Source organism: Burkholderia sp. 22088 (assembly GCF_052045915.1).
Classification (GTDB): domain Bacteria; phylum Pseudomonadota; class Gammaproteobacteria; order Burkholderiales; family Burkholderiaceae; genus Burkholderia; species Burkholderia cepacia.
The window spans coordinates 39502-66175 of record NZ_JBQEPY010000013.1 but is presented as its reverse complement, the minus strand read 5'-3'; the positions used below and the strand labels follow the sequence as shown (position 1 = coordinate 66175).

At 69.1% G+C, this 26674-nt stretch carries 24 protein-coding genes and 1 pseudogene; 13 read left to right on the top strand and 12 right to left on the bottom strand.

All coding sequences use genetic code 11. From position 1 onward, the window contains the following. The first annotated feature begins 96 nt into the window (after positions 1 to 96). From ACTJLD_RS24320 to ACTJLD_RS24290, 7 genes are all read left to right on the top strand, one after another. Positions 97 to 1053, top strand: coding sequence for a sugar kinase (locus ACTJLD_RS24320; protein ID WP_027789249.1), 957 nt, complete (start codon positions 97 to 99; stop codon positions 1051 to 1053). Beyond that, positions 1041 to 2402, top strand: coding sequence for a D-tagatose-bisphosphate aldolase, class II, non-catalytic subunit (locus ACTJLD_RS24315; protein ID WP_440659797.1), 1362 nt, complete (start codon positions 1041 to 1043; stop codon positions 2400 to 2402). The genes ACTJLD_RS24320 and ACTJLD_RS24315 overlap by 13 nt, the downstream gene beginning before the upstream one ends. 342 nt (positions 2403 to 2744) lie before the next feature. Further along, a complete protein-coding gene (locus ACTJLD_RS24310) occupies positions 2745 to 4070 on the top strand; it encodes an ABC transporter substrate-binding protein (RefSeq protein ID WP_021159529.1) in 1326 nt (441 codons plus the stop codon). Between the two features lie 114 nt (positions 4071 to 4184). Further along, positions 4185 to 5138, top strand: coding sequence for a carbohydrate ABC transporter permease (locus ACTJLD_RS24305; protein WP_021159530.1), 954 nt, complete (start codon positions 4185 to 4187; stop codon positions 5136 to 5138). Beyond that, complete coding sequence (locus ACTJLD_RS24300) at positions 5135 to 5986, top strand: carbohydrate ABC transporter permease (protein ID WP_027789251.1); 852 nt, start codon at positions 5135 to 5137, stop codon at positions 5984 to 5986. The genes ACTJLD_RS24305 and ACTJLD_RS24300 overlap by 4 nt, the downstream gene beginning before the upstream one ends. Next, positions 5983 to 6666 carry an HAD family hydrolase gene (locus ACTJLD_RS24295; protein WP_321845484.1) on the top strand — a complete coding sequence of 228 codons (684 nt, stop codon included), beginning with the start codon at positions 5983 to 5985 and terminating at the stop codon, positions 6664 to 6666. The genes ACTJLD_RS24300 and ACTJLD_RS24295 overlap by 4 nt, the downstream gene beginning before the upstream one ends. Positions 6667 to 6735: 69 nt before the next feature. Next, positions 6736 to 7845, top strand: coding sequence for an ABC transporter ATP-binding protein (locus ACTJLD_RS24290; protein ID WP_321967575.1), 1110 nt, complete (start codon positions 6736 to 6738; stop codon positions 7843 to 7845). Between the two features lie 13 nt (positions 7846 to 7858). On the opposite strand, the gene ACTJLD_RS24285 is transcribed toward ACTJLD_RS24290, so the two are convergent. Further along, positions 7859 to 8743 (bottom strand): LysR family transcriptional regulator, encoded by an 885-nt coding sequence (locus ACTJLD_RS24285; RefSeq protein WP_021159534.1) that lies wholly within the window; start codon positions 8741 to 8743, stop codon positions 7859 to 7861. Between the two features lie 114 nt (positions 8744 to 8857). On the opposite strand from ACTJLD_RS24285, the gene ACTJLD_RS24280 reads away from it, so the two are divergent. From ACTJLD_RS24280 to ACTJLD_RS24270, 3 genes are all read left to right on the top strand, one after another. Next, a complete protein-coding gene (locus tag ACTJLD_RS24280) occupies positions 8858 to 10054 on the top strand; it encodes a serine hydrolase domain-containing protein (protein ID WP_440659796.1) in 1197 nt (398 codons plus the stop codon). After that, positions 10051 to 11262, top strand: a complete 1212-nt coding sequence (locus ACTJLD_RS24275; protein WP_440659795.1) for an MFS transporter — start codon at positions 10051 to 10053, stop codon at positions 11260 to 11262. Before ACTJLD_RS24280 ends, ACTJLD_RS24275 begins: the two co-directional genes overlap by 4 nt. Before the next feature lie 87 nt (positions 11263 to 11349). Then, complete coding sequence (locus tag ACTJLD_RS24270; protein WP_440659794.1) at positions 11350 to 11550, top strand: helix-turn-helix domain-containing protein; 201 nt, start codon at positions 11350 to 11352, stop codon at positions 11548 to 11550. A 75-nt stretch (positions 11551 to 11625) separates the two neighbouring features. On the opposite strand, the gene ACTJLD_RS24265 is transcribed toward ACTJLD_RS24270, so the two are convergent. The 3 genes from ACTJLD_RS24265 to dalD form a co-directional block, all read right to left on the bottom strand. After that, the gene (locus ACTJLD_RS24265) at positions 11626 to 12573 is read right to left on the bottom strand and encodes a sugar-binding transcriptional regulator (protein WP_034195854.1); all 948 of its coding nucleotides are present in this window, start codon (positions 12571 to 12573) and stop codon (positions 11626 to 11628) included. A 122-nt stretch (positions 12574 to 12695) separates the two neighbouring features. After that, the gene (gene xylB, locus ACTJLD_RS24260; protein ID WP_060086445.1) at positions 12696 to 14177 is read right to left on the bottom strand and encodes a xylulokinase; all 1482 of its coding nucleotides are present in this window, start codon (positions 14175 to 14177) and stop codon (positions 12696 to 12698) included. 83 nt (positions 14178 to 14260) lie between these two features. Further along, positions 14261 to 15685, bottom strand: a complete 1425-nt coding sequence (dalD, locus tag ACTJLD_RS24255) for a D-arabinitol 4-dehydrogenase (RefSeq protein WP_440659793.1) — start codon at positions 15683 to 15685, stop codon at positions 14261 to 14263. Between the two features lie 161 nt (positions 15686 to 15846). On the opposite strand from dalD, the pseudogene ACTJLD_RS24250 reads away from it, so the two are divergent. Continuing rightward, a pseudogene (locus ACTJLD_RS24250) lies at positions 15847 to 16460 on the top strand (MFS transporter); the annotation flags it as partial. A gap of 18 nt (positions 16461 to 16478) precedes the next feature. Here the strand turns inward: ACTJLD_RS24250 and kynA are convergent. From kynA to kynB, 3 genes are all read right to left on the bottom strand, one after another. Beyond that, complete coding sequence (gene kynA / locus ACTJLD_RS24245; RefSeq protein WP_060312468.1) at positions 16479 to 17414, bottom strand: tryptophan 2,3-dioxygenase; 936 nt, start codon at positions 17412 to 17414, stop codon at positions 16479 to 16481. Positions 17415 to 17503: 89 nt separating this feature from the next. Continuing rightward, on the bottom strand, positions 17504 to 18757 hold the full coding sequence (kynU, locus tag ACTJLD_RS24240) for a kynureninase (protein ID WP_059688543.1): 1254 nt from the start codon (positions 18755 to 18757) through the stop codon (positions 17504 to 17506). A 24-nt stretch (positions 18758 to 18781) separates the two neighbouring features. After that, positions 18782 to 19423 carry an arylformamidase gene (gene kynB / locus ACTJLD_RS24235; RefSeq protein WP_059692620.1) on the bottom strand — a complete coding sequence of 214 codons (642 nt, stop codon included), beginning with the start codon at positions 19421 to 19423 and terminating at the stop codon, positions 18782 to 18784. A gap of 130 nt (positions 19424 to 19553) precedes the next feature. Here kynB and ACTJLD_RS24230 point away from each other — a divergent pair, with 130 nt between their 5' ends. Further along, a complete protein-coding gene (locus ACTJLD_RS24230; RefSeq protein WP_006477992.1) occupies positions 19554 to 20054 on the top strand; it encodes an Lrp/AsnC family transcriptional regulator in 501 nt (166 codons plus the stop codon). Here the strand turns inward: ACTJLD_RS24230 and ACTJLD_RS24225 are convergent. The 3 genes from ACTJLD_RS24225 to ACTJLD_RS24215 form a co-directional block, all read right to left on the bottom strand. Next, positions 20041 to 20550 carry a flavin reductase family protein gene (locus ACTJLD_RS24225; RefSeq protein ID WP_021162543.1) on the bottom strand — a complete coding sequence of 170 codons (510 nt, stop codon included), beginning with the start codon at positions 20548 to 20550 and terminating at the stop codon, positions 20041 to 20043. The genes ACTJLD_RS24230 and ACTJLD_RS24225 overlap by 14 nt on opposite strands. 305 nt (positions 20551 to 20855) lie before the next feature. Further along, entirely contained in the window at positions 20856 to 21521 is a 666-nt protein-coding gene (locus tag ACTJLD_RS24220) for a hypothetical protein (protein WP_027789263.1), read from the bottom strand. Further along, entirely contained in the window at positions 21518 to 22924 is a 1407-nt protein-coding gene (locus ACTJLD_RS24215; RefSeq protein ID WP_027789264.1) for a selenium-binding protein SBP56-related protein, read from the bottom strand. Before ACTJLD_RS24215 ends, ACTJLD_RS24220 begins: the two co-directional genes overlap by 4 nt. Positions 22925 to 23505: 581 nt before the next feature. On the opposite strand from ACTJLD_RS24215, the gene msrA reads away from it, so the two are divergent. Further along, the gene (gene msrA, locus ACTJLD_RS24210) at positions 23506 to 24066 is read left to right on the top strand and encodes a peptide-methionine (S)-S-oxide reductase MsrA (protein ID WP_041492935.1); all 561 of its coding nucleotides are present in this window, start codon (positions 23506 to 23508) and stop codon (positions 24064 to 24066) included. A gap of 34 nt (positions 24067 to 24100) precedes the next feature. Here msrA and ACTJLD_RS24205 read toward each other — a convergent pair whose 3' ends face one another. Both ACTJLD_RS24205 and ACTJLD_RS24200 read right to left on the bottom strand, forming a co-directional pair. Next, positions 24101 to 25387 carry a DUF72 domain-containing protein gene (locus ACTJLD_RS24205; protein ID WP_440659792.1) on the bottom strand — a complete coding sequence of 429 codons (1287 nt, stop codon included), beginning with the start codon at positions 25385 to 25387 and terminating at the stop codon, positions 24101 to 24103. Positions 25388 to 25410: 23 nt separating this feature from the next. Then, on the bottom strand, positions 25411 to 26631 hold the full coding sequence (locus ACTJLD_RS24200; RefSeq protein ID WP_059692609.1) for an SAM-dependent methyltransferase: 1221 nt from the start codon (positions 26629 to 26631) through the stop codon (positions 25411 to 25413). Positions 26632 to 26674: the final 43 nt, after the last annotated feature.

The following is a 26674-nucleotide window of genomic DNA, read 5'->3' as shown; positions in this document are numbered from 1 at the left end:
CGTGACGCCGCTCGCACGCGTCACCTGCCGGCCGGCCTGCGACGGGGCGGCCGCGCCGCTCACCGCGGCCACCGTCGAACGGGGAGGGCACGCCTGATGGCCGAGATCGTCGTCGCCGGCGAACTGCTGGCCGAATTCGTCGCCGCCGAGCGCGGCCAGGGTTTCGACGCGCCGGGCCTGTTCGCCGGGCCGTTCCCGAGCGGCGCGCCGGCGATCTTCGCCGACCAGGCCGCACGGCTCGGCGCGCGCGTCGCGTATGCGGGTTGCGTCGGCCGCGATGCGTTCGGCGACGCGATCGTCGCGCGGCTCGAGCGCGACGGTGTCGACGTCGCGCGCATCCGTCGTGTCGCGCGTCCGACCGGCACCGCGTTCGTCGCGTATCGCGACGACGGCTCGCGCAGCTTCGTCTACAGTCTGTCCACCAGTGCGGCCGCGTGCGTCGATGCGTCCGATGTCGATACCGCGATGTTCGACGGCTGCCGCTATTTCCACGTGATGGGCTCGTCGCTGACGAGCGAATCGGCGATCGCCGCTGTGCAGCGCGGCGTGATCGAGGCCGCGCGCGCCGGCGCGAAGGTGTCGTTCGATCCGAACGTGCGGCCCGAGATGCTGAGCTTTCGCCCGATGCGCGCGGCGCTCGAGACGATGCTCGCCGCGTGCCACCTGTTCATGCCGAGCGAGGCCGATTTGCCGTTCTTCTGCGGGCCGCAGCCGGCCGAGCGCGCGATCGCGGGCCTGCTCGCGACGCATCCGTTGCTCGAGCGTGTCGTGCTGAAACGCGGCGCGCAAGGCAGCGTTGCATTTGACCGCGCCGACCGCGTCGAAGCACCGGCCTTTCAGGTCGACGAAATCGACCCGACAGGCGCCGGCGACTGCTTCGGCGGCACGCTCGTGGCGAGCTTCGTCGCGGGCGTGCCGATCGATGCCGCATTGCGCCGCGCGAACGCGGCCGGCGCAATCGCGGTCACGCGGCGCGGCCCGATGGAAGGCAACAGCAGCGCGGCCGAGATCGACCGCTTCCTGACCGAACGAGGTATCGCATGTCCGGCCTGACGACCTTCGCCGAACGCCCGCGCACCGCCCATGCGGACGCCGTGCTGCGGATGATCTTCGATGCGAACCGCGCCGACGCGCAGCGCGGCATCTATTCGATCTGCAGCGCGCACCGGCTCGTGCTGGAGGCCGCGTGCGAAGCGGCGCGCGCGGATGGCTCGCCGCTCCTGATCGAGGCGACCTGCAACCAGGTGAACCATCTCGGCGGTTATACGGGCATGACGCCCGCCGATTTCCGCCGCGACGTCGACGCGATCGCCCGGCGTTGTGGGCTGGCGCCGTCGGCGCTCGTGCTCGGCGGCGACCATCTTGGGCCGAACCCGTGGCGGCACCGCCGCGCGGCCGATGCGATGCGCGAGGCGGGCGCGATGGTCGCCGCCTATGTGGAAGCCGGCTTCGAAAAGATCCACCTCGATGCGAGCATGGCGTGCGCGGACGATCCGGTGCGGCTCGACGATCGCACGATCGCCGCACGCGCGGCCGAACTGTGCCGCGTGGCGGAAGACGCGGCGGCGCGCACCGGCATCGCGCCCGTCTACGTGATCGGCACCGAGGTGCCGACGCCGGGCGGTGAAGTCAGCGGCAACAACGGCCACGACGGCGAGGCGGCGATCGCGCAGATCGCGGTCACGCGCAGCGACAGCATCGCGGCGACGCTCGATGCGCACCGCGCCGCGTTCGCGGCGGCCGGGCTCGACGACGCGTGGGCGCGCGTCGTCGCGATCGTTGCGCAGCCGGGCGTCGACTTCGACGATCGCCACGTGCTCGACTACGACAGCGCGAAGGCCGCGGCGCTCGGCGCGAGTATCCTGCAGACACCGCACCTCGTGTTTGAGGCGCATTCGACCGATTACCAGACCGAGGGTGCACTCGCCGCGCTCGTGCGGGACCACTTTGCGGTGCTGAAGGTCGGCCCCGCACTGACGTTCGCGCTGCGCGAGGCGCTGTTCGCGCTGACCTTCATCGAGGACGCGCTGACCGGCGACGTCGGGCAGCGCTCGCGGTTGCGCGACGTGGTCGACGCCGCGATGCGCGCGCAGCCCGAGCACTGGGCGCCGTACTACCGCGGCGACGAAACCGAGCAGCGGCTCGCGCGCCAGTTCAGCTACAGCGACCGGATTCGCTACTACTGGCTGCAGCCGGCCGTCGCGGCCGCGGTCGAGCAACTGTTCGACAACCTCGCGCGACAGCCGGTGCCGGAGACGCTCGTCGCGCAGTGGCTGCCGGATGTCTACGCGGCGTGCCGCACGGGCGGGCTCGCGAAGGAGCCGCGCGCGTGGGTGCGCCACCGGATACGCGACGTGATCGCGCACTATGCGCGCGCGTGCGGAATGCAGCGGCCGGCATGACGGGCCGCGAAGGAAACGCAGGACCGACGACACTAGGGTCTGTTTCCATATGGAACGCACATGCGAATGCCCGAAATCGCTCGCAGGGCAAGAAGTGAGGAGCGCCGTTTGGCCGAGCCAAACAAGCGACGAGCGACGCCGCCATGTGGGCGATTTCGGGCATTCCCGTGGAATGTATTTTTTTAGTTTGGGGTTGCCACGAGAACGGCCGCTCGCCGCGTTGCGCTCCTTGCGAATACGTCCAGTATTCGCAGCGTCGCGCGCCTCGCGAGCGGCCGTTCTCGTGGCAACGCATGTGCGTTCCATATGGAAACAGACCCTAACAAACACAGGAGACATGCCATGCAACGAAAGATGCTCGACGCCGCCGCACGCTGCTTCGCCGGAGCCGCGCTCGCGACGGCGGCCTGCGCCGCGTCCGCCGGCACGCTGACGATCGCGACGCTGAACAATCCCGACATGATCGAGCTGAAGAAGCTGTCGCCGGCGTTCGAGAAGGCGAACCCGGACATCAAGCTGAACTGGGTGATCCTCGAGGAAAACGTGCTGCGCCAGCGCGCGACGACCGACATCACGACCGGCAGCGGCCAGTTCGACGTGATGGCGATCGGCACCTACGAGACGCCGCAGTGGGGCAAGCGCGGCTGGCTCGCGCCGATCACGGGCCTGCCCGCCGACTACGACCTGAACGACATCGTGAAGACCGCGCGCGACAGCCTGTCGTACAACGGCCAGCTGTACGCGCTGCCGTTCTACGTCGAGAGCTCGATGACGTTCTACCGCAAGGACCTGTTCGCGGCGAAGGGGCTGAAGATGCCCGACCAGCCGACCTACGACCAGATCGCCGAGTTCGCGGACAAGCTCACCGACAAGGCGAAGGGGACCTACGGGATCTGCCTGCGCGGCAAGGCCGGGTGGGGCGAGAACATGGCGTACGTGTCGACGGTCGTGAACACGTTCGGCGGGCGCTGGTTCGACGAGAACTGGAATGCGCAGCTGACGTCGCCGGAATGGAAGAAGGCGATCACGTTCTACGTGAACCTGCTGAAGAAGGACGGCCCGCCGGGAGCGAGCTCGAACGGCTTCAACGAGAACCTGACGCTCACCGCATCGGGCAAGTGCGCGATGTGGATCGACGCGACGGTCGCGGCCGGGATGCTCTACAACAAGCAGCAGTCGCAGGTGGCCGACAGGATCGGCTTCGCGGCCGCGCCGGTCGCCGCCACGCCGAAGGGCTCGCACTGGCTGTGGGCGTGGGCGCTGGCCGTGCCGAAGACGTCGAAGCAGCAGGACGCCGCGCGCAAGTTCATCGCATGGGCGACGTCGAAGCAGTACATCGAGATGGTCGGCAAGGACGAAGGCTGGGCGTCGGTGCCGCCGGGCACGCGCACGTCGACCTACCAGCGCCCCGAGTACAAGGCCGCCGCGCCGTTCTCGGACTTCGTGCTGAAGGCGATCGAGACGGCCGACCCGAACGATCCGTCGCTGAAGAAGGTGCCGTACACGGGCGTGCAGTACGTCGGGATTCCTGAATTCCAGTCGTTCGGCACGGTGGTCGGCCAGTCGATCGCCGGTGCGGTCGCGGGCCAGATGACGGTCGACCAGGCGCTCGCCGCCGGTCAGGCCGCCGCCGACCGCGCGGTGCGGCAGGCCGGCTACAAGAAGTAACGCGCCGGCAGTCACGCGGCTCGCGGCGTGCGCCGTTGCACATGTCGCGGGCCGGCGAAGCCGAAAGGCGGGCGGGCCGTTCGCGCCCGCGCATCAACCGGAGGAACGCCGATCATGCGTCATTTACGTCTTCCCCTGAGCCATGCTCACGCGCCGTCGGTCGGCGACGCGTCGTCGCCGCCCGGCGCGCCGCGCCGCGCGCGCGGCGGCGCGAGCTGGCTCGTCTCGCCGTCCGTCGCGGTGCTGCTGCTGTGGATGTCGATCCCGCTCGCGATGACGATCTGGTATTCGTTCTCGCGCTACAACCTGCTGAACCCGGACGTGAAAGGTTTCGCCGGGCTCGACAACTACCGCTTCCTCGCGACCGATCCGTCGTTCCTGCCCGCGATCTGGCACACGCTCGTGCTGATCGGCGCGGTGCTCGCGATCACGGTGGTCGGCGGCGTGCTGATGGCCGTGCTGTTCGACCGCAAGTTCTACGGGCAGGGCGTCGCGCGCCTGTTCGCGATCGCGCCGTTCTTCGTGATGCCGACGGTGTCCGCGCTGATCTGGAAGAACATGATCCTGCATCCGGTGTACGGGCTCGTCGCGAACGCGATGCGCGCGCTCGGGATGACGCCGATCGACTGGTTCGCCGACTACCCGCTCACCGCGGTGATCATCATCGTCGCGTGGCAGTGGCTGCCGTTCGCGTTCCTGATCCTGTTCACCGCGATCCAGTCGCTCGACCAGGAGCAGAAGGAAGCCGCGCGCATCGACGGCGCGGGCCCGATCGCGATGTTCTTCTACATCACGCTGCCGCACCTGAAGCGCGCGATCGCCGTGGTCGTGATGATGGAGACGATCTTCCTGCTGTCGATCTTCGCGGAGATCTACACCACGACCGGCGGCGGCCCCGGCGATGCGACGACCAACCTGTCGTACCTGATCTACGCGCTCGGCCTGCAGCAGTTCGACGTCGGCCTCGCGTCCGCGGGCGGCATCATCGCCGTCGTGGTCGCGAACGTCGTGTCGTTCTTCCTGGTGCGGATGCTCGCGCGCAACCTGAAGGGGGAGTACGAAAAATGAGCGACCTGACCTTCGAAGGCCGGCGCGTGCCGGCCGTGTTCGACCTCGTGCGGCGTGCGCTGCCCGGCACGCTCGCGTGGCTGATCGCGCTCCTGCTGTTCTTCCCGATCTTCTGGATGGCGATCACCGCGTTCAAGACCGAGCAGCAGGCGTATGCGTCGACGCTGTTCTTCATGCCGACGCTCGACAGCTTCCGCGAGGTATTCGCGCGCAGCAACTACTTTTCGTTCGCCTGGAATTCGGTGCTGATCTCGGCCGGCGTCACGGTGATCTCGCTGCTGTTCGCGGTGCCGGCCGCGTACGCGATGGCGTTCTTCCCGAACCACCGCACGCAGAAGGTGCTGCTGTGGATGCTGTCGACGAAGATGATGCCGTCGGTCGGCGTGCTCGTGCCGATCTACCTGCTGTGGAAAAACGCGGGGCTGCTCGATACCGTGTCGGGTCTCGTGATCGTCTACACGCTGATCAACCTGCCGATCGCGGTGTGGATGACCTTCACGTACTTCAACGAGATCCCGAAGGACATCCTCGAAGCCGGGCGCATCGACGGCGCGTCGACGTGGCAGGAGATCGTCTACCTGCTGATGCCGATGGCGCTGCCGGGGCTCGCCTCCACCGCGCTGCTGCTCGTGATCCTGTCGTGGAACGAAGCGTTCTGGAGCATCAACCTGTCGAGCTCGAACGCCGCGCCGCTCACCGTGTTCATCGCGTCGTACTCGAGCCCCGAAGGGCTGTTCTGGGCGAAGCTGTCCGCAGCTTCCCTGCTGGCGGTCGCGCCGATCCTGATCGTCGGCTGGCTGTCGCAGAAGCAGCTCGTGCGCGGGCTCACGTTCGGAGCCGTCAAATGAGCGCGAACGTCCTGATCTGCGATTGCGACGGTGTACTGATCGACAGCGAGGCCGTGGCGGCCGACGTGATCGTGCGCGAGCTCGACGCGCGCTGGCCGGGCGTCGATGCGCGGCCGGCCGTGATGCCGTTGCTCGGGCTGCGCATCGAGCGCGTGCTGGCCGGCGCGGGCGACGCCGTCGGGCGCACGCTGTCGGCCGGCGATGTCGACGCGATCCGCCGCGCGGTCGAGGCGGCGGCCGTCAACGCGCCGATGGTAGACGGCATCGATGCGGCGCTGGACGCGATTCAGTTGACGACGGCCTGCGCGAGCAACAGCTACCGCACGTACGTCGAGGCGGCGCTGGCGCGCACGGGCCTCGCGCGCTTCTTCGGCGACCGGCTGTTCTGCGCGGATGCCGTCGCACGGCCGAAGCCCGCGCCGGACGTGTATCTCGCGGCCGCGCGTACGCTCGGCGTCGTGCCTGCGCAGTGCCTCGTGGTCGAGGACAGCGCGACCGGCATCACCGCGGCCGCCGCGGCCGGCATGACCGTGCTCGGCTTCGTCGGCGGCGGGCATGCGTCGGCCGCGCAGATCGACGCGCTGCGCGGGATCGGCGCGCGTCACATATTCGACGACATGCACGAACTGCCCGGTTACGTCGCGCGCTGGCAGGCGACCGGCGCGGTGCTGCCGAACTAGCAACCACGAACGATTGCGCGCCGCGTTCGACGCGGCGCATCACGCATCACGAACGAACGGAGACAGATCATGGCAAGCGTGCTCCTGCGCAACATCGCGAAGCGCTACGACGAAACCGAAGTGCTGCGCAACGTGAACCTCGACATCGCCGACGGCGAATTCGTCGTGTTCGTCGGCCCGAGCGGCTGCGGAAAATCCACGCTGATGCGGATGATCGCGGGCCTCGAGGACATCTCGAGCGGCGACCTGCTGATCGACGGCGCGAAGGTCAACGACGTGCCGAGCGCGAAGCGCGGCATCGCGATGGTGTTCCAGTCGTATGCGCTGTACCCGCACATGACGCTGTACGACAACATGGCGTTCGGCCTGAAGCTCGCGGGCGCGAAGAAGCCCGAGATCGACCAGGCCGTGAAGAACGCCGCGAAGATCCTGCACATCGACCATCTGCTCGACCGCAAGCCGAAGCAGCTGTCGGGCGGCCAGCGGCAGCGTGTCGCGATCGGCCGCGCGATCACGCGCAAGCCGAAGGTGTTCCTGTTCGACGAACCGCTGTCGAACCTCGACGCAGCGCTGCGCGTGAAGATGCGGCTGGAGTTCGCGCGGCTGCACGACGAGCTGAAGACGACGATGATCTACGTGACGCACGACCAGGTCGAGGCGATGACGCTCGCGGACAAGATCGTCGTGCTGTCGGGCGGCGCGGTGCAGCAGGTCGGCACGCCGAACGAGCTTTACCACGCGCCGGCGAACCAGTTCGTTGCGGGCTTCATCGGTTCGCCGAAGATGAACTTCCTGATGGGGACCGTCGATTCGGTCGATGCCGGCGGCGTGCTCGTGCGCTTCGACAGCGGCGAGACGCAGCGCGTCGCGGTCGAGGCGGCGGGGCTGCAGCGCGGCGCGGCGGTGACGGTCGGCGTGCGGCCCGAGCACCTGAAGGTCGAAGCCGCGGCCACCGGCGTGGCCGCGCGGACGATGGCCGTGGAATCGCTCGGCGATGCCGCGTACCTGTATGCGGAGTCGGCCGTTGCGCCGGACGGGCTGATCGCGCGGATTCCGCCGCTCGACACGTACCGCACCGGCGAGGCGCTCCACGTGCACGCGCAGGCCGAGCACTGCCACCTGTTCGACGAACACGGCCAGGCGTTCCGCCGGCTGAGCGTGCACGCGAAGGCCGCATGACGGCCGGCCGCGGTCACAGCGGCAGGTGCGCGGCCATGTAATCGACGAACGCGCGCAGCTTCGGCGTCGGGTGGCGGCCCGACGGCCACAGCACGTAGACCGGCGTGCAGCTCGCGACGTGTTCGTCGAGCACCGCGCGCAGCGTGCCGTCCGCGAGCGCCTCGCGCACGAAGAAGATGGGCAGGCACGCGATGCCGAGCCCGCGCAGCGCGAAGCACAGGCGCGCTTCCGCACTGTTGCTGACCATCGCGACCGGCACTTCGGGCGGCGTGCCCGCGCGCGGCACGCGCAGCGGCCAGGTCTCGAGCTTGCCGCTGGTCGGGAAACGGTAGTGCAGGCAGCGGTGCTGCGCGAGATCGGCCGGCGTGCGCGGCGTGCCGTGCCGGTCGAGATAGCCGGGGGACGCGACGAGGTGCTGGCGGAAGTGGCCGAGCAGCCGCGACGACAGCCGGGAATCCGAGGGCTGGCCGGTGCGCAGCACCGCGTCGAACCCTTCGTCGACGACGTCCACGAGCCGGTCGCTGAAATCGATGTCGAGCTCGATTTCCGGATACGCGGCCATGAAATCGGCGAGCACCGGCAGCAGCAGCGTGCCGATCGTCGGCAGGCTCACGCGCAAGCGCCCGCGCGGCGCTTCGGCGCTGTGCGTCAGTTCCTGCTCGGCCGCGTCGAGCTCGGCGATCACGCGCCGGCACCGTTCGAGAAAGCGCGTGCCTTCGGCGGTCAACGTGATGCTGCGCGTGCTGCGGTGAAAGAGCCGCACCTTCAGCCGCGCCTCGAGCCGCGCGATGCGTTTGCCGATCGCCGAAGCCGATAGCCCGAGCGCACGTCCGGCCGCGACGAAACTGCGCGTTTCCGCGACCTGAACGAACACGACGAAGCCGCCGAGGTTTTCCATGCGAGTTTCCGATTGCGGACGCCGGCGTCCGGATTGTCCGGAACTCTACCCCGGTTTTTCTTCTTGCGTCGGCTCCCTACGATGAGCGCTCGTTCATTGTCGAGAGGTCACGTCATGTCATCCCTGCCTGTCACCGCCTTGCGCGTGGAACCGGACGCCGCGTTGCGCCACCGGCTCGACGACGCGCTGGATCGCGCGCTCGCCGACGCGCGCATGGTCGGCGCGGTCGTGCTGGTCGCGCAGGACGGCGAGCTGCGTTATGCGCGCGCCGTCGGTCTTGCCGATCGGGAAGCCGGCACGCCGATGCGGGACGACGCGCTGTTTCGCCTGTCGTCGGTCACGAAGCCGGTCGTGGCGGCCGCCGCGATGCGGCTGGCCGTGGCGGGGCGCATCGAGCTCGACGAACCGGTCGCCCGCTCGTTGCCCGGATTCCGCCCGACGTTGGCCGACGGCACGCCTGCCGTCATCACGTTGCGTCATCTGCTGTCGCATACGGCCGGCCTCGGCTACCGCTTCCTCGAAGCGGACGGCGACGGCCCGTATGCACGCGCCGGCGTGTCCGACGGAATGGACCGCTCGGGTCTCTCGCTCGCCGAGAACCTGCGGCGCATCGCCAGCGTGCCGCTGCAGTTCGCGCCGGGTACGTCGTGGGGCTATTCGCTCTCGATGGACGTGGTCGGCGCGCTGATCGAGGCGGTCGACGGGCGGCCGCTCGCCGACGCGGTCGCCGCGCTCGTCACGACACCGCTCGGGATGACCGATACCGCGTTCGTCGCGCACGACGCCGCACGCGTCGCGACGCCTTACGTGAGCACGCCGGGCGCCCCGCGCCGGATGGCGGACGTCGATCTCGTGCCGGTGTTCGACGGCACGATCGGCATCCGCTTCGAGCCGGCGCGCGTGTTCGATGCCGATGCGTGGCCGTCGGGCGGCGCGGGGATGGTCGGCACCGCACGCGATTGCGTGACGCTGCTCGATGCGCTGCGCACGGGCCGCGACGGCTGGCTCGAACCCGCATGGGTCGACGAGATGGCGCGTGTCCAGCCGGGTGCGGGCGAACTGCGGGATGCACCCGGTTTCGGCTTCGGGCTTGGGTTCTCGGTGCTGCGCGATCCGGTGGCCGCGCAGTCGCCGGAGTCGGTCGGCACCTGGCGCGGGGGCGGCGCGTACGGGCACACGTGGTTCGTCGACCGCGCGGCGGGGCTGACGGCCGTCGCGCTGACCAACACGCTGTACGAGGGCCTCGACGGGCGGATCGTGACCGCGGTGCGCGATGCGGTCTACGGCGTCGAAACCGGGAGCGCGGCATGAGCGACTGCACGACGATCGAAGACGAGCTGGCCGTTCAGCCGGTGCAGGCCGGCGCGCGCCTGCCGGTTGCGAACCTGCTGGCGCTCGCGACGGCCGCGTTCATCACGATTCTCACCGAGGCGCTGCCTGCCGGCCTGCTGCCGCTGATGAGCACCGACCTGCGCGTGCCCGAGGCGCTGATCGGCCAGCTCGTGACCGTGTATGCGCTCGGCTCGATCGTCGCGGCGATTCCGCTCGTCGCCGCGACGCGCGCGATGCGCCGGCGCACGCTGCTGCTCGCGGCGCTGGCCGGCTTCGTCGTGTCGAATGCGCTGACGGCCGTGTCGCCGTACTACGCGCTGACGCTCGCCGCGCGCTTCGTCGCGGGGATGGCGGCCGGGCTGCTGTGGGCGCTGCTTGCCGGCTACGCGAGCCGGATGGTCGATGCCTCGTTGCGTGGCCGGGCGATCGCGGTCGCGATGCTCGGCGCGCCGGTCGCGATGTCGATCGGCATTCCGGCCGGCACCGCACTCGGCGCGGCGCTCGGGTGGCGCGTCGCGTTCGCGGGTATCACGCTCGCGGCGCTCGTGCTGATCGGCTGGATCCGTTGGCGTCTGCCCGATTATCCGGGGCAGCAGGCCGGCGCGCGCGAGCCGGTGCTCGGCGTGATGACGCTGCCCGGCGTGCGGCCGGTGCTGACCGTGATGTTCGCGTACGTGCTGGCGCACAACATGCTGTATACGTACGTCGCGCCGTTTCTCGCGGGCGTGCGGATGGGCGCGCAGGTCGATGCGGTGCTGCTCGTGTTCGGTATCGCGTCGCTGGTCGGCATCGCGCTGACGGGCGCGTGGATCGGCGCCGCGCAACGGCGGCTGACGCTCGCCAGCATCGCGTTGTTCGCCATCGCGGCGGCGATGCTCGGCGCCGGTTCCGGCATGGCGATCGTCTATGCGGGTGTCGCGCTGTGGGGGCTCGCGTTCGGCGGCGCGCCGACGCTGTTCCAGACGGCCACCGCGAACGCCGCGGGAGAGGCGGCGGATGTCGCGCAGTCGATGCTCGTGACGGTGTGGAACCTCGCGATCGCGGGTGGCGGTATCGCGGGCGGGATGCTGCTCGGCGCAACGGGGGCGGGCGCGATTCCGTGGGTGCTCGTCGCGCTGCTGGCGGCCGCGTGGGTCGGCGCATGGCGGGCTCGCCGGCATGCGTTTCCGGCGCCGCGCGCCGCGTGAGCCCGCAGGTGCGGGCGCGATTCAGATTGCCCGCATGCCCGGCGCCGTCCTGGCGCGCGCCTCGTCGTTGCCACGGCGATGCCGGAGGTGTGCCAGACGCTGACGGCGCGCGAGAAGGAGGGGCTGAAATGGACTGCGGCAGGCAAGACGTATGCCGATATCGGACTGATTCTGTCCATCTATGACCGGACTGCGAAGTTTCACCTGATGAATGTGATGCGCAAGCTTCGTGCGGCCAACAAGGCGGAGGCCGTCATGAAGGCCGCGATGCTCGGGTTTCTGCAGTGACGCCCGGGTTGTCCGGACGCGTCGGCGATCCGCCGTGCGGCGACCGCATGCGGTGACGGGAAGCCGCCACGCCGGCTACGCTTCCAGGGCCGCCCTCGCGCACGTCTCGTCGGTGACGAGCCCCGACATCCAGCCGCCGCGCAATGCGGCGATCACCGCATCGCGTTTCTTCGGGCCGCCCGCGAACGCGATCGTCGGGCGCTTCGGCGGCGTGGCGAGCGATACGCTCGTCACGCGCGTGCCGGTCGACACATCGATCAGCTTGCCTTGCGCGTCGATCGGCACGCCGAGCAGTTCGGCCACCGCGCCGAGCGCGGTCATCTCGTCGCGCTCCTGTTCGGTGATGAAGCCGTCTTCGTAGAGCGGGCAGTGCGGGCCGATGTTGCCGATCCCGACGAACGCGACGTCGGCCTGGCCCGACAGCGCCTCGACGATCCGGTACAGCCGGTGATTGCACCACTGCGCGCGCTCGGCGGCGCTGTCGGCGAACAGCGGCGCGGGCAGCAGGAAGTGCTTGCTGCCGGTTTTCTCGGAGATGTACTGCGCGACGTCGTAGCGGTTCGACGAACCGTCGGCCGCGATCGCGCCGACCATCGACACGAGGCGGTGCTGCGGTCGGTCGATCTGCGCGATCTGTGCGACCGCGGCCTTCAGCGTCCGGCCGCTGCTGACCGCGATCACCATCGGCCGCGTTTCGTTCAGGTAGCGCTCCATCACCTGCGCGCCGGCGACGGCCAGCTTGCGGTCGATCGCGTCGGGCGCATCGGCATCGACGGGCACGACTTCGCACATCGCGAGGCCGTAGCGCTTCGACAGCTGCGCGCCGAGATCGAGACAGTCGGCGAGCTGGTGGTCGACGCGCACGCGGATCAGGTTCTTCTCGACCGCGAACGCGACGAGGCGCTGCGCGACCGGGCGCGACACCTGCAGCTTTTCCGCGATCTCGTTCTGCGTGTCGCCCGCGACGTAGTAGAGCCACGCGGCACGCGTGGCGAGATCGAGTTTTTCTGAGGACTTGGACACGATAGCGATTCGGTTCGGAGCTGGGGGGCCGCCCGCGGACCGGCCGGCGGGCCGCATGACGGCATCCACTGTACCGCATGTCGCGCATGCGGCCGACGGCCGGCACGCGTGACGGGCGGCGCTTACGCGAGCCGTGCGCGCGACGGTTCGTACAGCGGCCGCACGTGGCGGTACAGCGAACGAAACGCATCGAGGCGTTCGCGCAGCAGCGCATGGCGGGCGGCATCCGGCGCGTATTCGGCCCGCACCGGCGGCTTGGCCAGCACCGCATGCGGATCGCCGCCGACAGCCAGCCAGCCGAGCCGCGCCGCGCCGAGCGCCGCACCCGTTTCGCCGCCGCCGTGCTGGCGCGTGCGCACGTTCAGCGCATCGGCGATCAGTTGTGCCCAGTACGCGCTGCGCGCGCCGCCGCCGATCAGCGACAGCTGGGCGGTTTCGACGCCGGCCGCATGCAGCGCGTCGAGACCGTCGGCGAGGCCGAGCGTCACGCCTTCGAGCACCGCGTAGCCGAGATGCGCGCGTTCGGTCGCATGCGTCATCCCGAAGAACACGCCTTGTGCGTACGGATCGTTGTGCGGCGTGCGCTCGCCGGACAGGTAGGGCAGGAACAGCGGGGCCGTCGCGAGCGCGTCGGCGTCGAGCGCCTCGACTTCGGCGAGCAGGGCGGGCTCGTCGGTGCCGGTCAGCTTGCAGACCCAGCGCAGGCAGCTCGCGGCCGACAGCACGACGCTCATCAATTGCCAGCGATCGGGAATCGCATGGCAGAACGCATGCACGGCCGATGCGGGGTTCGGCATGAAGCGATCGCCGACCACGCTCAGCACGCCGGACGTGCCGAGCGACACGAAGCCGTCGCCTGCGTGGATCGCACCGATGCCGAGCGCGCTCGTTGCGTTGTCGCCGCCGCCGCCGGCTACCACGACTGCCTCCGACAGCCCGAGTTCGCGCGCGATGTCCGCGCGCAGCGTGCCGGACGGCGCATTGCCTTCGACGATGCGCGGCATCTGGTCACGCGTCATTCCGCACGCGGCGAGCAGTGCGTCGGACCAGTCGCGGCGCGCGACGTCGAGCCACAGCGTGCCGGCTGCGTCCGACGGGTCGGACACCTTCGCGCCGGTGAGCCGGAACCGCAGGTAATCCTTCGGCATCAGCACGCAGGCAGTCGCCGCGAACACATCGGGCTCGTGCTTCGCGACCCACAGCAGCTTCGGCGCTGTGAAGCCCGGCATCGCGAGATTGCCGGCGAGGGCGTGGAGATCGGGCGCGCGTTCGGTGAGCAGCGCGCACTCGTCGGCGCTGCGCATGTCGTTCCACAGGATCGCGGGGCGCAGCACGCGATCGTCGCGGCCGAGCAGCACGGCGCCGTGCATCTGGCCCGACAGGCCGATGCCGCGCACGGCCGCGAACGCTTGCGGATGCCGTGCGCGCAATGAGGCGAGCGCGGCGAGCGTGCCTTGCCACCAGTCGTCCGGATGCTGTTCGGCCCAGCGCGGATGCGGCCGCGACACGGTGAACGGCGAGCCGGCGGTGCCGACGACCGTGCCGTCCGGGGCGAGCAGCAGCACCTTCACTTCCGAAGTGCCGAGGTCGATGCCGAGATACATGAGCGATCCGTTCCGTCAGTGGGGACTCGCTACTTTAGCCGCGCGGCCGTGCACGTGCCAAGGCAGGTTCGCCCCAATGCGCGTCAGCGCGCCGCGAGCCATGCATCGACCCGCGCGAGCCCGGCGCGCAACGCCTCGAACAGCGCCGCGTTGCCGGCGAGCGAACCCCACAGCGCGCGGCTTGCGCACAGCGCGGCGATCTGGTCGTCGGCCCCCGGATGGCCGGACCCCGGATGGCCGGACCCGACGATCGCACGCGCGGCGCTTTCGTCCATCACGCCGTCCTGGTACGCATACGGCAAGGTGCCGCGCGCCCAGCGTTCGAGAAAGCGCAGGAACAGCGCGGGCAGCACGGCTGTGGCGACCGGCGCCGCGCCGCGTGCGAACGATTCGACGAGCGTCGGTGCGATGAAGCCGGGGATCTTCGAGAAGCCGTCGGCCGCGACGCGCTGGTTCGTGTCGAGTACGTACGGGTTGCCGAAGCGTTCGAGCACGACGTCGCGGTAGCGCGCGAGATCGAGCGGGCTCGGCGTCAGGCACGGGATCACGTCTTGCGTCACGTAGTCGTGCGCGAAGCGCCGGATCGCCGCGTCATGCGTGCCTTCGTGGATATACGTGTGGCCCGCGAGCGTGCCGGCCCACGCGATGCAGCTGTGCGTCGCGTTGAGGATGCGGATCTTCGCTTCCTCGTACGGGTGCACGTCGTCGACGAGTTCGGCACCGGCCAGCTCCCAGCGCGGCCGGCCGGCCGCGAAGCGGTCCTCGATCACCCACTGGATGAACGATTCGCCCATCACCGGGCATGCGTCGTCGATGCCGGTGGCCGCCAGCACGCGCTCGCGCACGTCGGCGGTCGGGCGCGGCGTGATGCGGTCGACCATCGCGCTCGGCGTCGCGACGTTCGCATCGAACCACGCGAGCAGGTCGGCCTGCCCGCGCCGCTCGAGGAATTCGCGCATCCCCGCACGAAAGCGCGCACCGTTGTTGCGCAGGTTGTCGCAGCTCTGCAGCGTGAGCGGGCCCGCGCCGCGCTTCGCGCGTTCGGCGAGCAGCGCCGCGAGCGCGCCGTACAGCGTCGTGCGCGCACCCTGCAGGTCGGCCGCGAGATCGGCATTCGCGACGTCGAGCCGGTTGTGTTCGTCGAGGTAGTAGCCGCCTTCGGTGACGGTGAACGACACGATCCGGCAGGCCGGATCGGCGCCGGCGTCGATCAGCGCGGCGAGATCGATCGACCAGGGCAGTACGCGCGTGATCGCGCGGATCGTCTCGTACGCGCGCTCGCCTTGCGGCGTGACGGTCTCGAGCGTGTATTCGCCGTGCTGCGCGGCGAGCGCGTCCATCGTCGCGCGCATGTCGTCGCGGATGTTGCCGACGGTCAGCGACCAGCGCTCGTCGGGCGGCACGGCCGCGTTCACGCGATGCAGATACCACGCCTGGTGCGCGCGGTGAAACGAGCCCGCGCCGATGTGCAGCAGCACGGGCGTGCGGGCGGAGGGCGATGCGCTCATCCGGTGTCTCCTGTTCGTGCCAGATTTTCCTGCCGAGTACGAATTCGATCATTTGCTCTTTGTGTGAACGAATGATCGTATTCGGGCGAACGAAAGTCAAGGCGGGGAAACGGCATTTCGATGGTGCGCTGCGGCGGCGGGCGGAATGAGCGGGTGGAAAGGCGCGCGACACGATCGCGCTGTGGTGCGCGTTCTTCATGTGCCTGCTCGCCGTGTATGCGGCGTTCAGCTGGCTGCCGACGATGCTGGCCGCGAGCGGGCTGAGCGTGTCGGTCGCGGGGACGGGGCTCACCGCGTACAACCTCGGCGGCGTGATCGGCGCGCTGCTGTGCGCGTGGACGATCGCGCATGCCGGGTCGCGCTGGCCGCTCGTGCTGTGCAGCATCGGCGGCGCGGCGAGTGCGGTGTGGCTGATGGGGTCGATGCAAGCCGCCGCACGGGCTGGCTGATCGTCGGGCTCGGGCTGCACGGGCTGTTCGTCAACGCGGTGCAGTCGACGATGTATGCGCTCTGTGCGTACATCTACCCGACCGCCGTGCGCGCGACGGGTACCGGAAGTGCGCTCGCGTTCGGCCGGCTCGGCGCGATCCTCAGCGCGTTCGCGGGCGCGATCGTGATCACCACGGGCGGTGCCACGGCCTATCTGACGATGCTGGCGATCGCGATGCGCATCGTCTGCGTCGCGCTGCTCGCCGTGCGGCGGCATATCCCGCGACTGTCACGTACGGCGGCGCAGCCGCGCGAAGGGGAGGAACTGGCCCGCACGTCGTCGTGACGGCGGGCGAGTGGTGCGTTACAGCGTGGTGCGCACGTGCCAGAGCTCGGGGAACAGCACGACGTCGAGCATCTTGCGCAGGTACGGCGCACCGCTGGTGCCGCCCGTGCCCTGCTTGAAGCCGATGATGCGTTCGACGGTCGTCACGTGACGGAAGCGCCACTGGCGGAATGCATCCTCGAGATCGACCAGTTCCTCGGCCATCTCGTAGAGCTCCCAGTGCTGCTGCGGGTGGCGGTACACCTCGAGCCACGCGGCTTCGACCGTTTCGTCGTGCTGCGTCGGCTGCGTCCAGTCGCGCTCGAGCCGCGCTTGCGCGATCGGGAAACCGCGCCGCGCGAGCAGGCGGACGACCTCGTCGTAGAACGACGGCGCTTCGAGCGTCGCGCGCACCTGTTCGAGGATGTCGGGCCGGTGCGCATGCGGCTGCAGCATCTGCACGTTCTTGTTGCCGAGCAGGAATTCGAGCTGGCGATACTGATACGACTGGAAGCCCGACGACTGCCCGAGATACGGCCGCATCGCCGAATACTCGGACGGCGTCATCGTCGACAGCACGTTCCACGCCTGCACCAGTTGCTCGAGGATCCGCGACACGCGCGCGAGCATCTTGAACGCGGGCGGCAGCGCGTCGGTGCGCACCGCGTCGAGCGCGCCGCGCAGCTCGAACAGCGCGAGCTTCATCCACAGCTCGCTCGTCTGATGCTGGATGATGAACAGCATCTCGTTGTGATCGGGCGACAGCGGATGCTGCGCGTCGAGGATCGAATTCAGCGACAGGTAGTCGCCGTAGCTCATCGACTTCGAGAAATCGAGCTGTGCGTTGTGCCAGCCGGCTTCGCCCGAGGCATCGCCCGGCACGTGCGGCGCTTCGTGTGCCGCTTGTGCCGAATGGGCGGCGCGTGCGCCCGAGAACGGGCAGCCCGCCGGCGCGTCGCCGCCGGGCGGCTGCATATGACCAGAATTCACGACTATCTCCAGATTTGAATGACGGGGCGCGGCGCGCAATCCGCGTGACCGCGGTGCGCGCCGGGCAAGGCCGGTCAGGTTACCGCGCCGCGTTCGGCGAACTCGGGCGCCTTCCAGGCGTCGGTGGCGAGGATGTCGCGCAGCGTCTCGACGGCATCCCACACGTCGACGAAGCGCACATAGAGCGGCGTGAAGCCGAAGCGCAGCACGTACGGCTCGCGGTAGTCGCCGATCACGCCGCGCGCGATCAGCGCCTGCATCACCTCGTAGCCGTGCGGATGCTCGAAGCTCGCCTGCGAGCCGCGCTGGTGATGCGCGCGCGGCGTGACGAGCTTCAGCGACAGGCCCGCGCAGCGTGCTTCGACGAGCGCGATGAAGGCATCGGTCAGCGCGAGCGATTTGCGGCGGATCGCCTGCATGTCGGTTTGCAGGAACACGTCGAGCCCGCATTCGACCATCGACATCGACACGATCGGCTGCGTGCCGCACAGGAAGCGCGCGATGCCCGGATCGGGCGCGAAGCCCGGCTGCATCGCGAACGGTGCGCGGTGGCCCCACCAGCCGGACAGCGGCTGCGAGAAGTGTGCGTGATGACGCTGCGGCACCCACACGAATGCGGGCGAACCCGGGCCGCCGTTCAGGTACTTGTACGTGCAGCCGACCGCGCCGTCGGCGCGTGCGCCGTTCAGGTCGACCGGCACCGCGCCGGCCGAGTGCGCGAGGTCCCACAGCATCAGCGCGCCCGCGTCGTGCACGAGCTGCGTGACGGCCGGCATGTCGTGCATGTAGCCGGTGCGGTAATTCACGTGCGTGATCATCGCGACGGCCGTGTCCGCGCCGAGCGCGGCCGGCAGGTCGGCCGGATCGTCGATCAGGCGCAGTTCATAGTTGCCGCCGAGCTGCTCGATCAGCCCCTGCGCGATATACAGGTCGGTCGGGAAGTTCGAGCGCTCCGACACGATCACGCGGCGCTCGGGCGCGCGCTCGGCCTGGTGGCGCAGCATCGCCGACAGCAGCTTGAACAGGTTGATCGAGATGGTGTCGGTGACGACCGTTTCGCCCGGTGCGCCGCCGATCAGCGTCGCGAGCTTGTCGCCGAGACGGCGCGGCAACGCGAACCAGCCGGCCGTGTTCCAGCTGCGGATCAGGCCTTCGCCCCATTCGGCGCCGATCACCTGCTGCGCGCGGGCGGCCGATGCGCGCGGCTGCGCGCCGAGCGAGTTGCCGTCGAGATAGATCACGCCGTCGGGCAGGGAGAACTGGTCGCGCAGCGGGGCGAGCGGATCGTCGCGGTCGAGCGCGAGTGCGTCTTCACGGGTCTTGATCATGATGTGGGTCGTCAGTCGGGGTAATCAGGAGGCACGCGCGGGCAGCGCGCGCAGCACCGCGCGCACGGGGCTCGCGTCGAGCGTCGCGAATTTCAGCGGCAGTGCGATCAGTTCGTAGTCGCCGGGCGGCACGTCGTCGAGCACGATGCCTTCGAGGATCGCCATCCGGTGCGCGCGCACGCGGTGATGCGCATCCATCGTCTTCGATTCCTGCGGGTCGAGCGACGGCGTATCGATGCCGATCAGCTTCACGCCGTGCGCGGCGAGCAGGTCGACGGTCTCGGGCGCGACCGCGCAGAAGTCGCTGTCCCATCGTTCGACGCTGGCGCGTGCATACGTGCGCAGCAGCACGCGCGGCGGCACGCCGTCGAGCGCGGCCGCGACATCGGCCGGCTGCACGACCGGCGATGCGCCGATGCAATGGATCACGCGGCACGGGCCGAGATAGGTGTCGAGCGGCACGGCGCCGATCGGCGCGCCGTCGGCGTCGTAATGCAGCGGCGCGTCGCAGTGCGCGCCCGTGTGCGGCGACAGCGTCAGGCGTGCGACGTTGACCGGCGAGCCGGCCTCCATCCGCCACACGCGTTCGACGGAAACCGGCGTATCGCCCGGCCACACGGGGGTGGCGGGGCTGACAGGCGGCGAGATGTCCCAGAGGGTGTCCATGGCATGACGATTCGGTGAGTCGATGCTTCGAATGATAGGTGGACGCTCGCAGAAAGTGCTTGCGAAATAAACATGGACAAACCGCCGGATTGGCAGATAATTCGACTCAGAGGGAAAACGGGGACCAAAAATGCACGCGATCACGCTCGATGCCACCGACTGCCGGATTCTGGCGGTACTGCAGGAAGAGGGCAGAATCAGCAATCTCGACCTGGCGGAACGCATTTCGCTTTCGCCATCTGCCTGCCTGCGCCGCATGCGCCTGCTCGAGGAGCAAGGTGTGATCGAGCACTATCGCGCGTGCCTGAGCCGCGAGAAGCTCGGCTTCGAGCTCGAGGCGTTCGTGCAGGTATCGATGCGCAACGAAGAAAATCAATGGCACGAGCGCTTCGCGGAAGCGCTGCGCGAATGGCCGGAGGTGGTCGGCGCGTTCGTCGTGACGGGCGAGAGCCACTATCTGCTGCGCGTGCTCGCGCACAACCTCAAGCACTACTCGGATTTCGTGCTGAACCGGCTCTACAAGGCGCCGGGCGTCATGGACATCCGTTCGAACATCGTGCTGCAGACGCTGAAGGACGAAGCCGGCGCGCCGGTCGGGCTGGCGCGCACGGGAGCGATCAAAGCGGTGTAAGGCCGTGGAAGCCGCCGCCGTGGAACACGAGCGGCGGCGTCGTGTCCGATGCGGCGCGCACGCCGCAGCGTTCGACCTCGCCGACGAAGATCACGTGGTCGCCTTCGTCATAGCGGCTGCGGTTGTGGCATTCGAACCATGCGAGCGCGCCGTCGAGCACGGGCATCCCGGAGTTGCCGGCCGCATGCGCGATTCCTTCGAAGCGGTCGCCCTTGTAGGTCGAGAAGCGCTTGCACAGGTCGAGCTGCGAGGCAGCAAGTACGTTCACCACATAGTGGCTGTTGCCGCGGAACACGGGCGTCGACGCCGATTTGTGCGCGAGGCTCCACAGCACGAGCGGCGGATCGAGCGATACCGAGTTGAACGAGCTGGCGGTGATGCCGATCAGCTGTCCGGACGGCGCGCGCGTCGTGATCACCGTCACGCCCGTTGCGAACTGGCCGAGCGCTTGCCGGAAAGCGGCCGAGTCGAAATCCGGGGGATTGGCCTGGCTCATCGGGCAGCCATCCGGGACGAGACGGGCGGGCGCGGCGCGACGCGAGCGGGGCGGGCACGGCGGACGAAAGGCGACAAGGCGGTCGATGGGGAAGGGGTGCGCATGGCCCGATTTTAGCGGAATCGGGGCCGCCGGGCCCGGCCAGGCGGCGCATCGAGGGGGCAGGGTGACGTAGCGAACACTGCGGCGCGCGGCAGGACGGGCAATCGCGCGCGGCCGGCAACGCCGTTCTGTCGCGTTTTTCGAACGGGGCCGCCGCGCGGTCCTGCGCAGTTGCATCTCCCCGCCGCCGATCCCCGCGCCATCTATCGCGCCGCCGCCAGTCCGAGCGACAGCGCGCCCGTCACGATCAGGCTCGACGCCCACACCGCATCGAGATTGAACCAGCTCCGCGACACGAACTTCAGCCCGAGATAGCGGTACACGAGCCACGCGAGCCCGCCGCCGGCGCCGATCATCGCGATTGCATGCACGGCCGCGACGACGAGCGCCATTCCGAGATGCGCATCGACGAGCGTGGCCGCCGCCCGGTGGCCGGCGTCCCGGTCGAGCCCGCAGAGCCCGAGGTAGATCGGCACCAGCATCAGCCCCGCGCCATGTGCGATCGCGACCGCGAACGACCACAGGCCGAGCCGCGCGGGCGGGATCCGCGCGAGCGCACGCGGATGCCGGCGCCGGATCAGCAGCACGGCGCCGAAGCCGATCACGAGCGCGCTCGCGCCGATCCGGATCGCCGATTGCCAGGCAAGCAGCGCGGCGAGCAGCCCGAACGGCAGCATCACCGCGAAGACCGCGAGCGCATGGCCGAGCGCGAGATAGCCGAGCGCCGCGACGAGCGCGCCGCCGCGGCGCGTCATCAGCGCGTTCGACACCGCGAGCGGCCAGCCCATCGCGGGGTTGAGCCCGTGATACACCCCGCTCGCGAGCACGGCCGCCCACAGCGCGAACTGGGCGTGTAGGCCGGCGTTCAACGCTTGACCGACGGATAGCAGAACGAGTCGGTCGAGCAGTCGCCGCCTTCGAGCCGGATCTGGTGCGCGCGATAACCTTCGGGGAACTCGACCCAGTAATCGTCGGCGAGCGTCAGCCCGCCTTCCGGCCCCGCATGCGCGAGCACCTGCGCGGCCGGCACGCCATCCGGATAAAACTGGTCGTCCCACGTCGAATAGAGCGAGTTGGTCCAGTACACGCGCCGGCCGTCGCGGCTGATCTCGACCATCTGCGGGCCGCCCGCGAATGCGCGGCCGTTCGAGTGCGGCGCACGGCGCGCGATGCCGCCGATGCGGACCGACCCCGCGAGCACCGGGTTGTGCGGGTCCGATACGTCGTACTGGCGCATCTCGCCGGTGCCCCAGCACGACACGTAGAGGAAGCGGTCGTCGAGCGACAGGTCGATGTCGGTCACGAGCGGCGGCACCGCGCCGAACGATTTCAGCAGCGGCGGCAGTTCGTCGGCCGCGGCCGGTTCGGCCGGGATGGTCGCGGTCTTCTTCACATGGAACTTGCCGCCTTCGCGCCACCAGGTCCAGATCGAGCCTTCGAGATTCGTCGTGTCGACCACGACGCCGACGAACCCGTATTCGCGCACCGGGTCGTGCGCGGGCCGCACTTCGAGCGCCATCTGGTGCTGTGCGCCGAGATCGATCGTCTGCACGTTGCGCCGCGCGCGCAGGTCCCAGAAATGCAGCCGGTGCCCGTATTTGTTCGCGAGCAGGTCCTCGGGCACGATGCCGTTCTCGAATTGCGGCGGCAGCGCCCATTCGCTCGACACCATGTAGTCGCGCGGCAGGTTCCACCAGAAGTCGTAGTGCTTGTCCTGCGGGCCGCGGTCGATCTCCCAGCGGCCGAGCACGTCGAAGGTTTCGCAATCCATGATGAAGATGCCGGGCGCGCCGTCGGTGCCGTCCTTGCCCGCGCCGCCCAGCGTGCTCACATAGATGCCTTCGGGGCCGCAGTGAACGGTGTGCGGCCGCGAATAGCCGGTTTTCGAGAAGATCTCGTCGGGCTCGACGATCTTGTGGATGCGCGCCTGCGTCGGATGCGGCTTCGTGTCGATCACGTAGATGCGCGACGAGCGCAGGCCGGGGATGATCAGGAAGCGGCGTTCGAGGAACGCATGGCCGGTCAGCGGCGACAGCGACGACGAACAGGCATTCCAGCCGAAGTGGTGAAACTCGTCGCCGGTGTTCGGCATCGTCACCGTATGCACGATTTTTCCGTAGGTCGGCGAGCCGGGCTTCACGTCGATCACGGCGAGCGCGTCGGGTCTGGAAAAATCGGGGCTCAGCAACAACGTATAGGCAAACTCTTCCGCCGGCGCCTGCATCGCAAGCTCGGGCGAAGCGTGAAACGTCGGGTCAGGTCGCATGCTCATGGTGATGCCCTCTCGATGGGTTCGGATCGTTGACGCACGGCCGTTCGTTGCGGGCGTGCGGGTCGGGGTTGCCGCGCGGCGCGCATGGCGCCGGCAGGCGCGATCGGCAGGCGGATGCACGCGTCGGCGACACGTGCGGCGCGCCGTGCATCAGATCGTGAAAGCGGAGAAAGGCGGTGTTCCGGGTCGCCGCACGCGGGGCGAGACGGACGCACGGCAAGGGGGGGGCACGGTCGAAGCGGCAGCCCGCGATGCGGCGACGGCCGGGCGAGTGATGCGGGTGATGTCTGTTAAGGCATGCATATCGATGTTCCGGCAGATGATGTTTGCATCAGGGTCGGGCACGCATCGGGCGCTTTGCGCGAGGCAGCGGGTTTGCCGCCGCGCTCGCGCGTGCCTAAGTGTAGACGAGAAAGCGGGCGGCCGGTCGTGCGCGGTACCTGTGCAACCTGTCAGGTTCGCGCGCGAGTGAGATACTTGCCGCAGTGCCGTTGCGACCCGCCCGGGTGGGCAGCGGCGAGACGGAACGGTGGTGCCGGCGCATGCGTGCCGGCTGCCGACATCAACGAAGGACTGATTTCATGGTGAACGAGATGCTTGAAACCGCGACATTGGGAGGCGGGTGTTTCTGGTGCACGGAGGCGGTGTTTCTCGACGTCGACGGCGTGACGGCCGTCCAGTCGGGCTACGCGGGCGGCCATACGCGCAATCCCGGCTATCGCGACATCTGCGAAGGCGACACGGGCCACGCGGAAGTCGTCAACGTGACGTTCGATCCGGCGCGTATCGGCTATCGCGAGATCCTCGAGATCTTCTTCGCGACGCACGATCCGACCCAGTTGAACCGGCAGGGCAACGACGTCGGCACGCAGTACCGTTCGGTCGTGTTCACGCATTCGGACGCGCAACGCGACACGGCGCTCGACGTGATCCGCGAGCTGGAGCGCGAGCAGGTGTTCGGGCAGCCGATCGTCACGCAGGTCGTGCCGCTCGACGGCAACTACTGGCCGGCCGAGGATTATCACCAGAACTATTACGCGCGTAACCCGGGGCAGGGCTACTGCTCGGTCGTGATCGGGCCGAAGCTCGCGAAATTCCGGCAGAAGTTCTCGCACCGGCTGAAGTCGCTGCGCGGCGCGTAAGCGCCGGAACGGCGGAAGCCGGCGCAAATGGGCGTCAGGCCGCCTCGTTGCGCCACTGCGCGCACGCGGCGGCGATCTCGCGCGCGAGCGCGATGCACGACAGCGGCGCGGAGCCTTCCGCCTTGTTGTTGATCGTGATGATCACCGGCTGCCCGGCCAGCGCATAGCGCGCGGCCAGTTCGGCGAGCGCCGAGCGCGTGGCTGGATCCTCGTCGACGAGTTTGTCGAACGGCTCGTATTTCGCTTTCGCCTGTTCGTACTTGAAGCCGCTGTGCAGGCTCCAGCGTACGATCAGCGGGCCCGGCGCGTCGCCGTCGAGCAGGGCGAGCGCGGCCGCCTGGCGCAGCGCGTCGGGCATCCGCGCGTGCAGGCCGACGCAGTAGCGCACACCGAGCGCGGCGAGCGCGCGGATGAAACGCGGCGTGAGCAGGCTCGCGTCGCGAATCTCGATCGCATAGCGGGTGCCGTTGGCGTCCGGCGGCAGCGGCGGCAGCGCCGCGAAGAACGCGGCGAGCCGGTCGATCAGCGCGGCCGGCTGCGCGAGCAGCTGGTCGGGCAGCGGCGAGAACTGGAACACGAGCACGCCGGCTTTCCGGCCGAGCCCTTCGAGGCACGGCTGCACGAACTCGCGGGTGGCGAGCTGCGCGTCGAGGAAGGTCGGGTTCGGCCCCGACGGCTCGCCGCGCCGGCCGCGGATGACCGCGTCGGTCACGGAGGCCGGCGCCTTCACGACGAAGCGGAAATCGTCGGGCACCTGCTGCGCGTAGCGCAGGTAATCGGCGACCGACAGCGGGCCGTAGAACGACCGGTCGAGGCTCACGCTCTTCAGCAGCGGATGTGCGCCGTACGCTTCGAGCCCTTCGCGCGATAGCTTGGTCTGCGCGAAATCGCCGTCGTAGACGATGCCGTCCCAGCCGGGGAAGTACCACGACGACGTGCCGAGCCGAACGTTCGGCGGCAGGCCGGCCGCCGCGTCGGCCACCTCGGGGGCGATCGGCGCGGGCAGCACGCCGCGTCGGCGCCGGCCTTTCTTCGGCGCGGCTGGCGGGGACGGTTCGTCCCACAGCAGGCCGGAAGCGGCAGGCGGTGTTTCGTCGGAAGAACGGGAGCGGGAGCGCGGTGCCGGCTGCGCGTCGTCACGCGCGTCCGGCTTCACGTGTTCGTCGGTGCGGGCAGGCGGGCCGTCGTCCTCGGGCGACGCGCGTGCAGCATCGGCCGGCACGCCGAACAGGTCGAATTGCCCGTCGGCGTGCGGCGCGTGCGCGTCGTCGTGCTGCTGTCGTTCCGGCGGCCCCTTGCGCCGCGTCCTGCCGTCACCCATGCATGCCCAGCGTGAAGCGCCGCCTAGCGCGGCAGCGCGTGTTCGTACATATAGCGCCGCGACCACGGCAGCGTTTTCGCGCTGCGTCCGGCCTTGCGGCACACGATCTGGAAGATCGACACGTCGTCGTGCTCGAACGCGTACGCGCAGCCGGCGAGATACACGCGCCAGATGCGGAATTTTTCGTCGTCGACGAGTTGTCGCGCCGCTTCTGCCTTCGCTTCGAAGTTTTCCGTCCAGATGTCGAGCGTGCGCGCATAGTGCCGTCGCAGGCTTTCGACGTCAATCGCTTCCAGTCCGCCGCGCTGCGCGGCTTCCAGCGCGAGGCTGATGTGCGGCAGCTCGCCGTCCGGGAACACGTAGCGGTCGATGAACTCGCCGCCGCCGAGCGCGGTTTCGCCGCTTTCCGCGTCGGTCGACGTGATCCCGTGGTTCATCGCGATGCCGTCGTCGACGAGCAGGTCATGAATCCGCGTGAAATAGAGCGGCAGGTTCTTGCGCCCGACGTGCTCGAACATTCCGACACTCGTGATGCGGTCGAACTGGCCGTCGATCTCGCGGTAGTCCTGCAGCCGGATCTCGATCCTGTCCTCCAGCCCGGCCGCCTTCACGCGCGCGGTCGCGAGGTCGAACTGGTTCTGCGACAGCGTGACGCCGAGGCACTGCGCGCCGAATTTCTGCGCGGCGCGCAGCACGAGCGCACCCCAGCCGCAGCCGATGTCGAGCAGGCGCTGGCCGGGCTCGAGCCGGATCTTCGTCAGGATGTGGTCGATCTTCTTGATCTGCGCGGTGGCGAGATCCTCGTCGCCGTTCTCGAAGTAGGCGCACGAGTACACCATGTTCTCGTCGAGCCACAGCTTGTAGAACTCGTTCGAGACGTCGTAGTGATACTGGATCGCCTTCTTGTCGGTGCTCTTCGTGTGATTGAAGTAGCGCTTCACGCGCGCGAGCTTGCTCGCGCTCGTCACCGTGCTGCGCGCGAGCGAGTAGCCGATGTTGATGATGTCCGACAGCTTGCCTTCGATGTCGATCTTGCCCTTCACGTAGGCCTCGCCGAGATTGTCGAGGCTCGGTTCGAGCAAGAGCGGCAGCGCCGACGCGCTGTTCACCTTCAGCGTGACCTGCGGCGCGCTGAAGGTGCCGAAATCGAGTTGGTCGCCGTTCCACAGCACGAGGCGCGCCGGTATGTTCGCTTTCGCCCGTACTTCGTCCGCCCACTGTGCCAGCTTCTTTTCCCAGAACATTTGGATTCTCCGTTTGTTCGTTGAATCGAATACAGCCAAGTAT

Coding starts and splice junctions, on each gene's coding strand:
- ACTJLD_RS24320 (WP_027789249.1), top strand. CDS start 97: ATGGCCGAGATCGTCGTCGCCGGCGAACTGCTGGCCGAATTCGTCGCC.
- ACTJLD_RS24315 (WP_440659797.1), top strand. CDS start 1,041: ATGTCCGGCCTGACGACCTTCGCCGAACGCCCGCGCACCGCCCATGCG.
- ACTJLD_RS24310 (WP_021159529.1), top strand. CDS start 2,745: ATGCAACGAAAGATGCTCGACGCCGCCGCACGCTGCTTCGCCGGAGCC.
- ACTJLD_RS24305 (WP_021159530.1), top strand. CDS start 4,185: ATGCGTCATTTACGTCTTCCCCTGAGCCATGCTCACGCGCCGTCGGTC.
- ACTJLD_RS24300 (WP_027789251.1), top strand. CDS start 5,135: ATGAGCGACCTGACCTTCGAAGGCCGGCGCGTGCCGGCCGTGTTCGAC.
- ACTJLD_RS24295 (WP_321845484.1), top strand. CDS start 5,983: ATGAGCGCGAACGTCCTGATCTGCGATTGCGACGGTGTACTGATCGAC.
- ACTJLD_RS24290 (WP_321967575.1), top strand. CDS start 6,736: ATGGCAAGCGTGCTCCTGCGCAACATCGCGAAGCGCTACGACGAAACC.
- ACTJLD_RS24285 (WP_021159534.1), bottom strand. CDS start 8,743: ATGGAAAACCTCGGCGGCTTCGTCGTGTTCGTTCAGGTCGCGGAAACG.
- ACTJLD_RS24280 (WP_440659796.1), top strand. CDS start 8,858: ATGTCATCCCTGCCTGTCACCGCCTTGCGCGTGGAACCGGACGCCGCG.
- ACTJLD_RS24275 (WP_440659795.1), top strand. CDS start 10,051: ATGAGCGACTGCACGACGATCGAAGACGAGCTGGCCGTTCAGCCGGTG.
- xylB (WP_060086445.1), bottom strand. CDS start 14,177: ATGTATCTCGGCATCGACCTCGGCACTTCGGAAGTGAAGGTGCTGCTG.
- dalD (WP_440659793.1), bottom strand. CDS start 15,685: ATGAGCGCATCGCCCTCCGCCCGCACGCCCGTGCTGCTGCACATCGGC.
- kynA (WP_060312468.1), bottom strand. CDS start 17,414: ATGCAGCCGCCCGGCGGCGACGCGCCGGCGGGCTGCCCGTTCTCGGGC.
- kynU (WP_059688543.1), bottom strand. CDS start 18,757: ATGATCAAGACCCGTGAAGACGCACTCGCGCTCGACCGCGACGATCCG.
- kynB (WP_059692620.1), bottom strand. CDS start 19,423: ATGGACACCCTCTGGGACATCTCGCCGCCTGTCAGCCCCGCCACCCCC.
- ACTJLD_RS24230 (WP_006477992.1), top strand. CDS start 19,554: ATGCACGCGATCACGCTCGATGCCACCGACTGCCGGATTCTGGCGGTA.
- ACTJLD_RS24225 (WP_021162543.1), bottom strand. CDS start 20,550: ATGAGCCAGGCCAATCCCCCGGATTTCGACTCGGCCGCTTTCCGGCAA.
- ACTJLD_RS24215 (WP_027789264.1), bottom strand. CDS start 22,924: ATGAGCATGCGACCTGACCCGACGTTTCACGCTTCGCCCGAGCTTGCG.
- msrA (WP_041492935.1), top strand. CDS start 23,506: ATGGTGAACGAGATGCTTGAAACCGCGACATTGGGAGGCGGGTGTTTC.
- ACTJLD_RS24205 (WP_440659792.1), bottom strand. CDS start 25,387: ATGGGTGACGGCAGGACGCGGCGCAAGGGGCCGCCGGAACGACAGCAG.
- ACTJLD_RS24200 (WP_059692609.1), bottom strand. CDS start 26,631: ATGTTCTGGGAAAAGAAGCTGGCACAGTGGGCGGACGAAGTACGGGCG.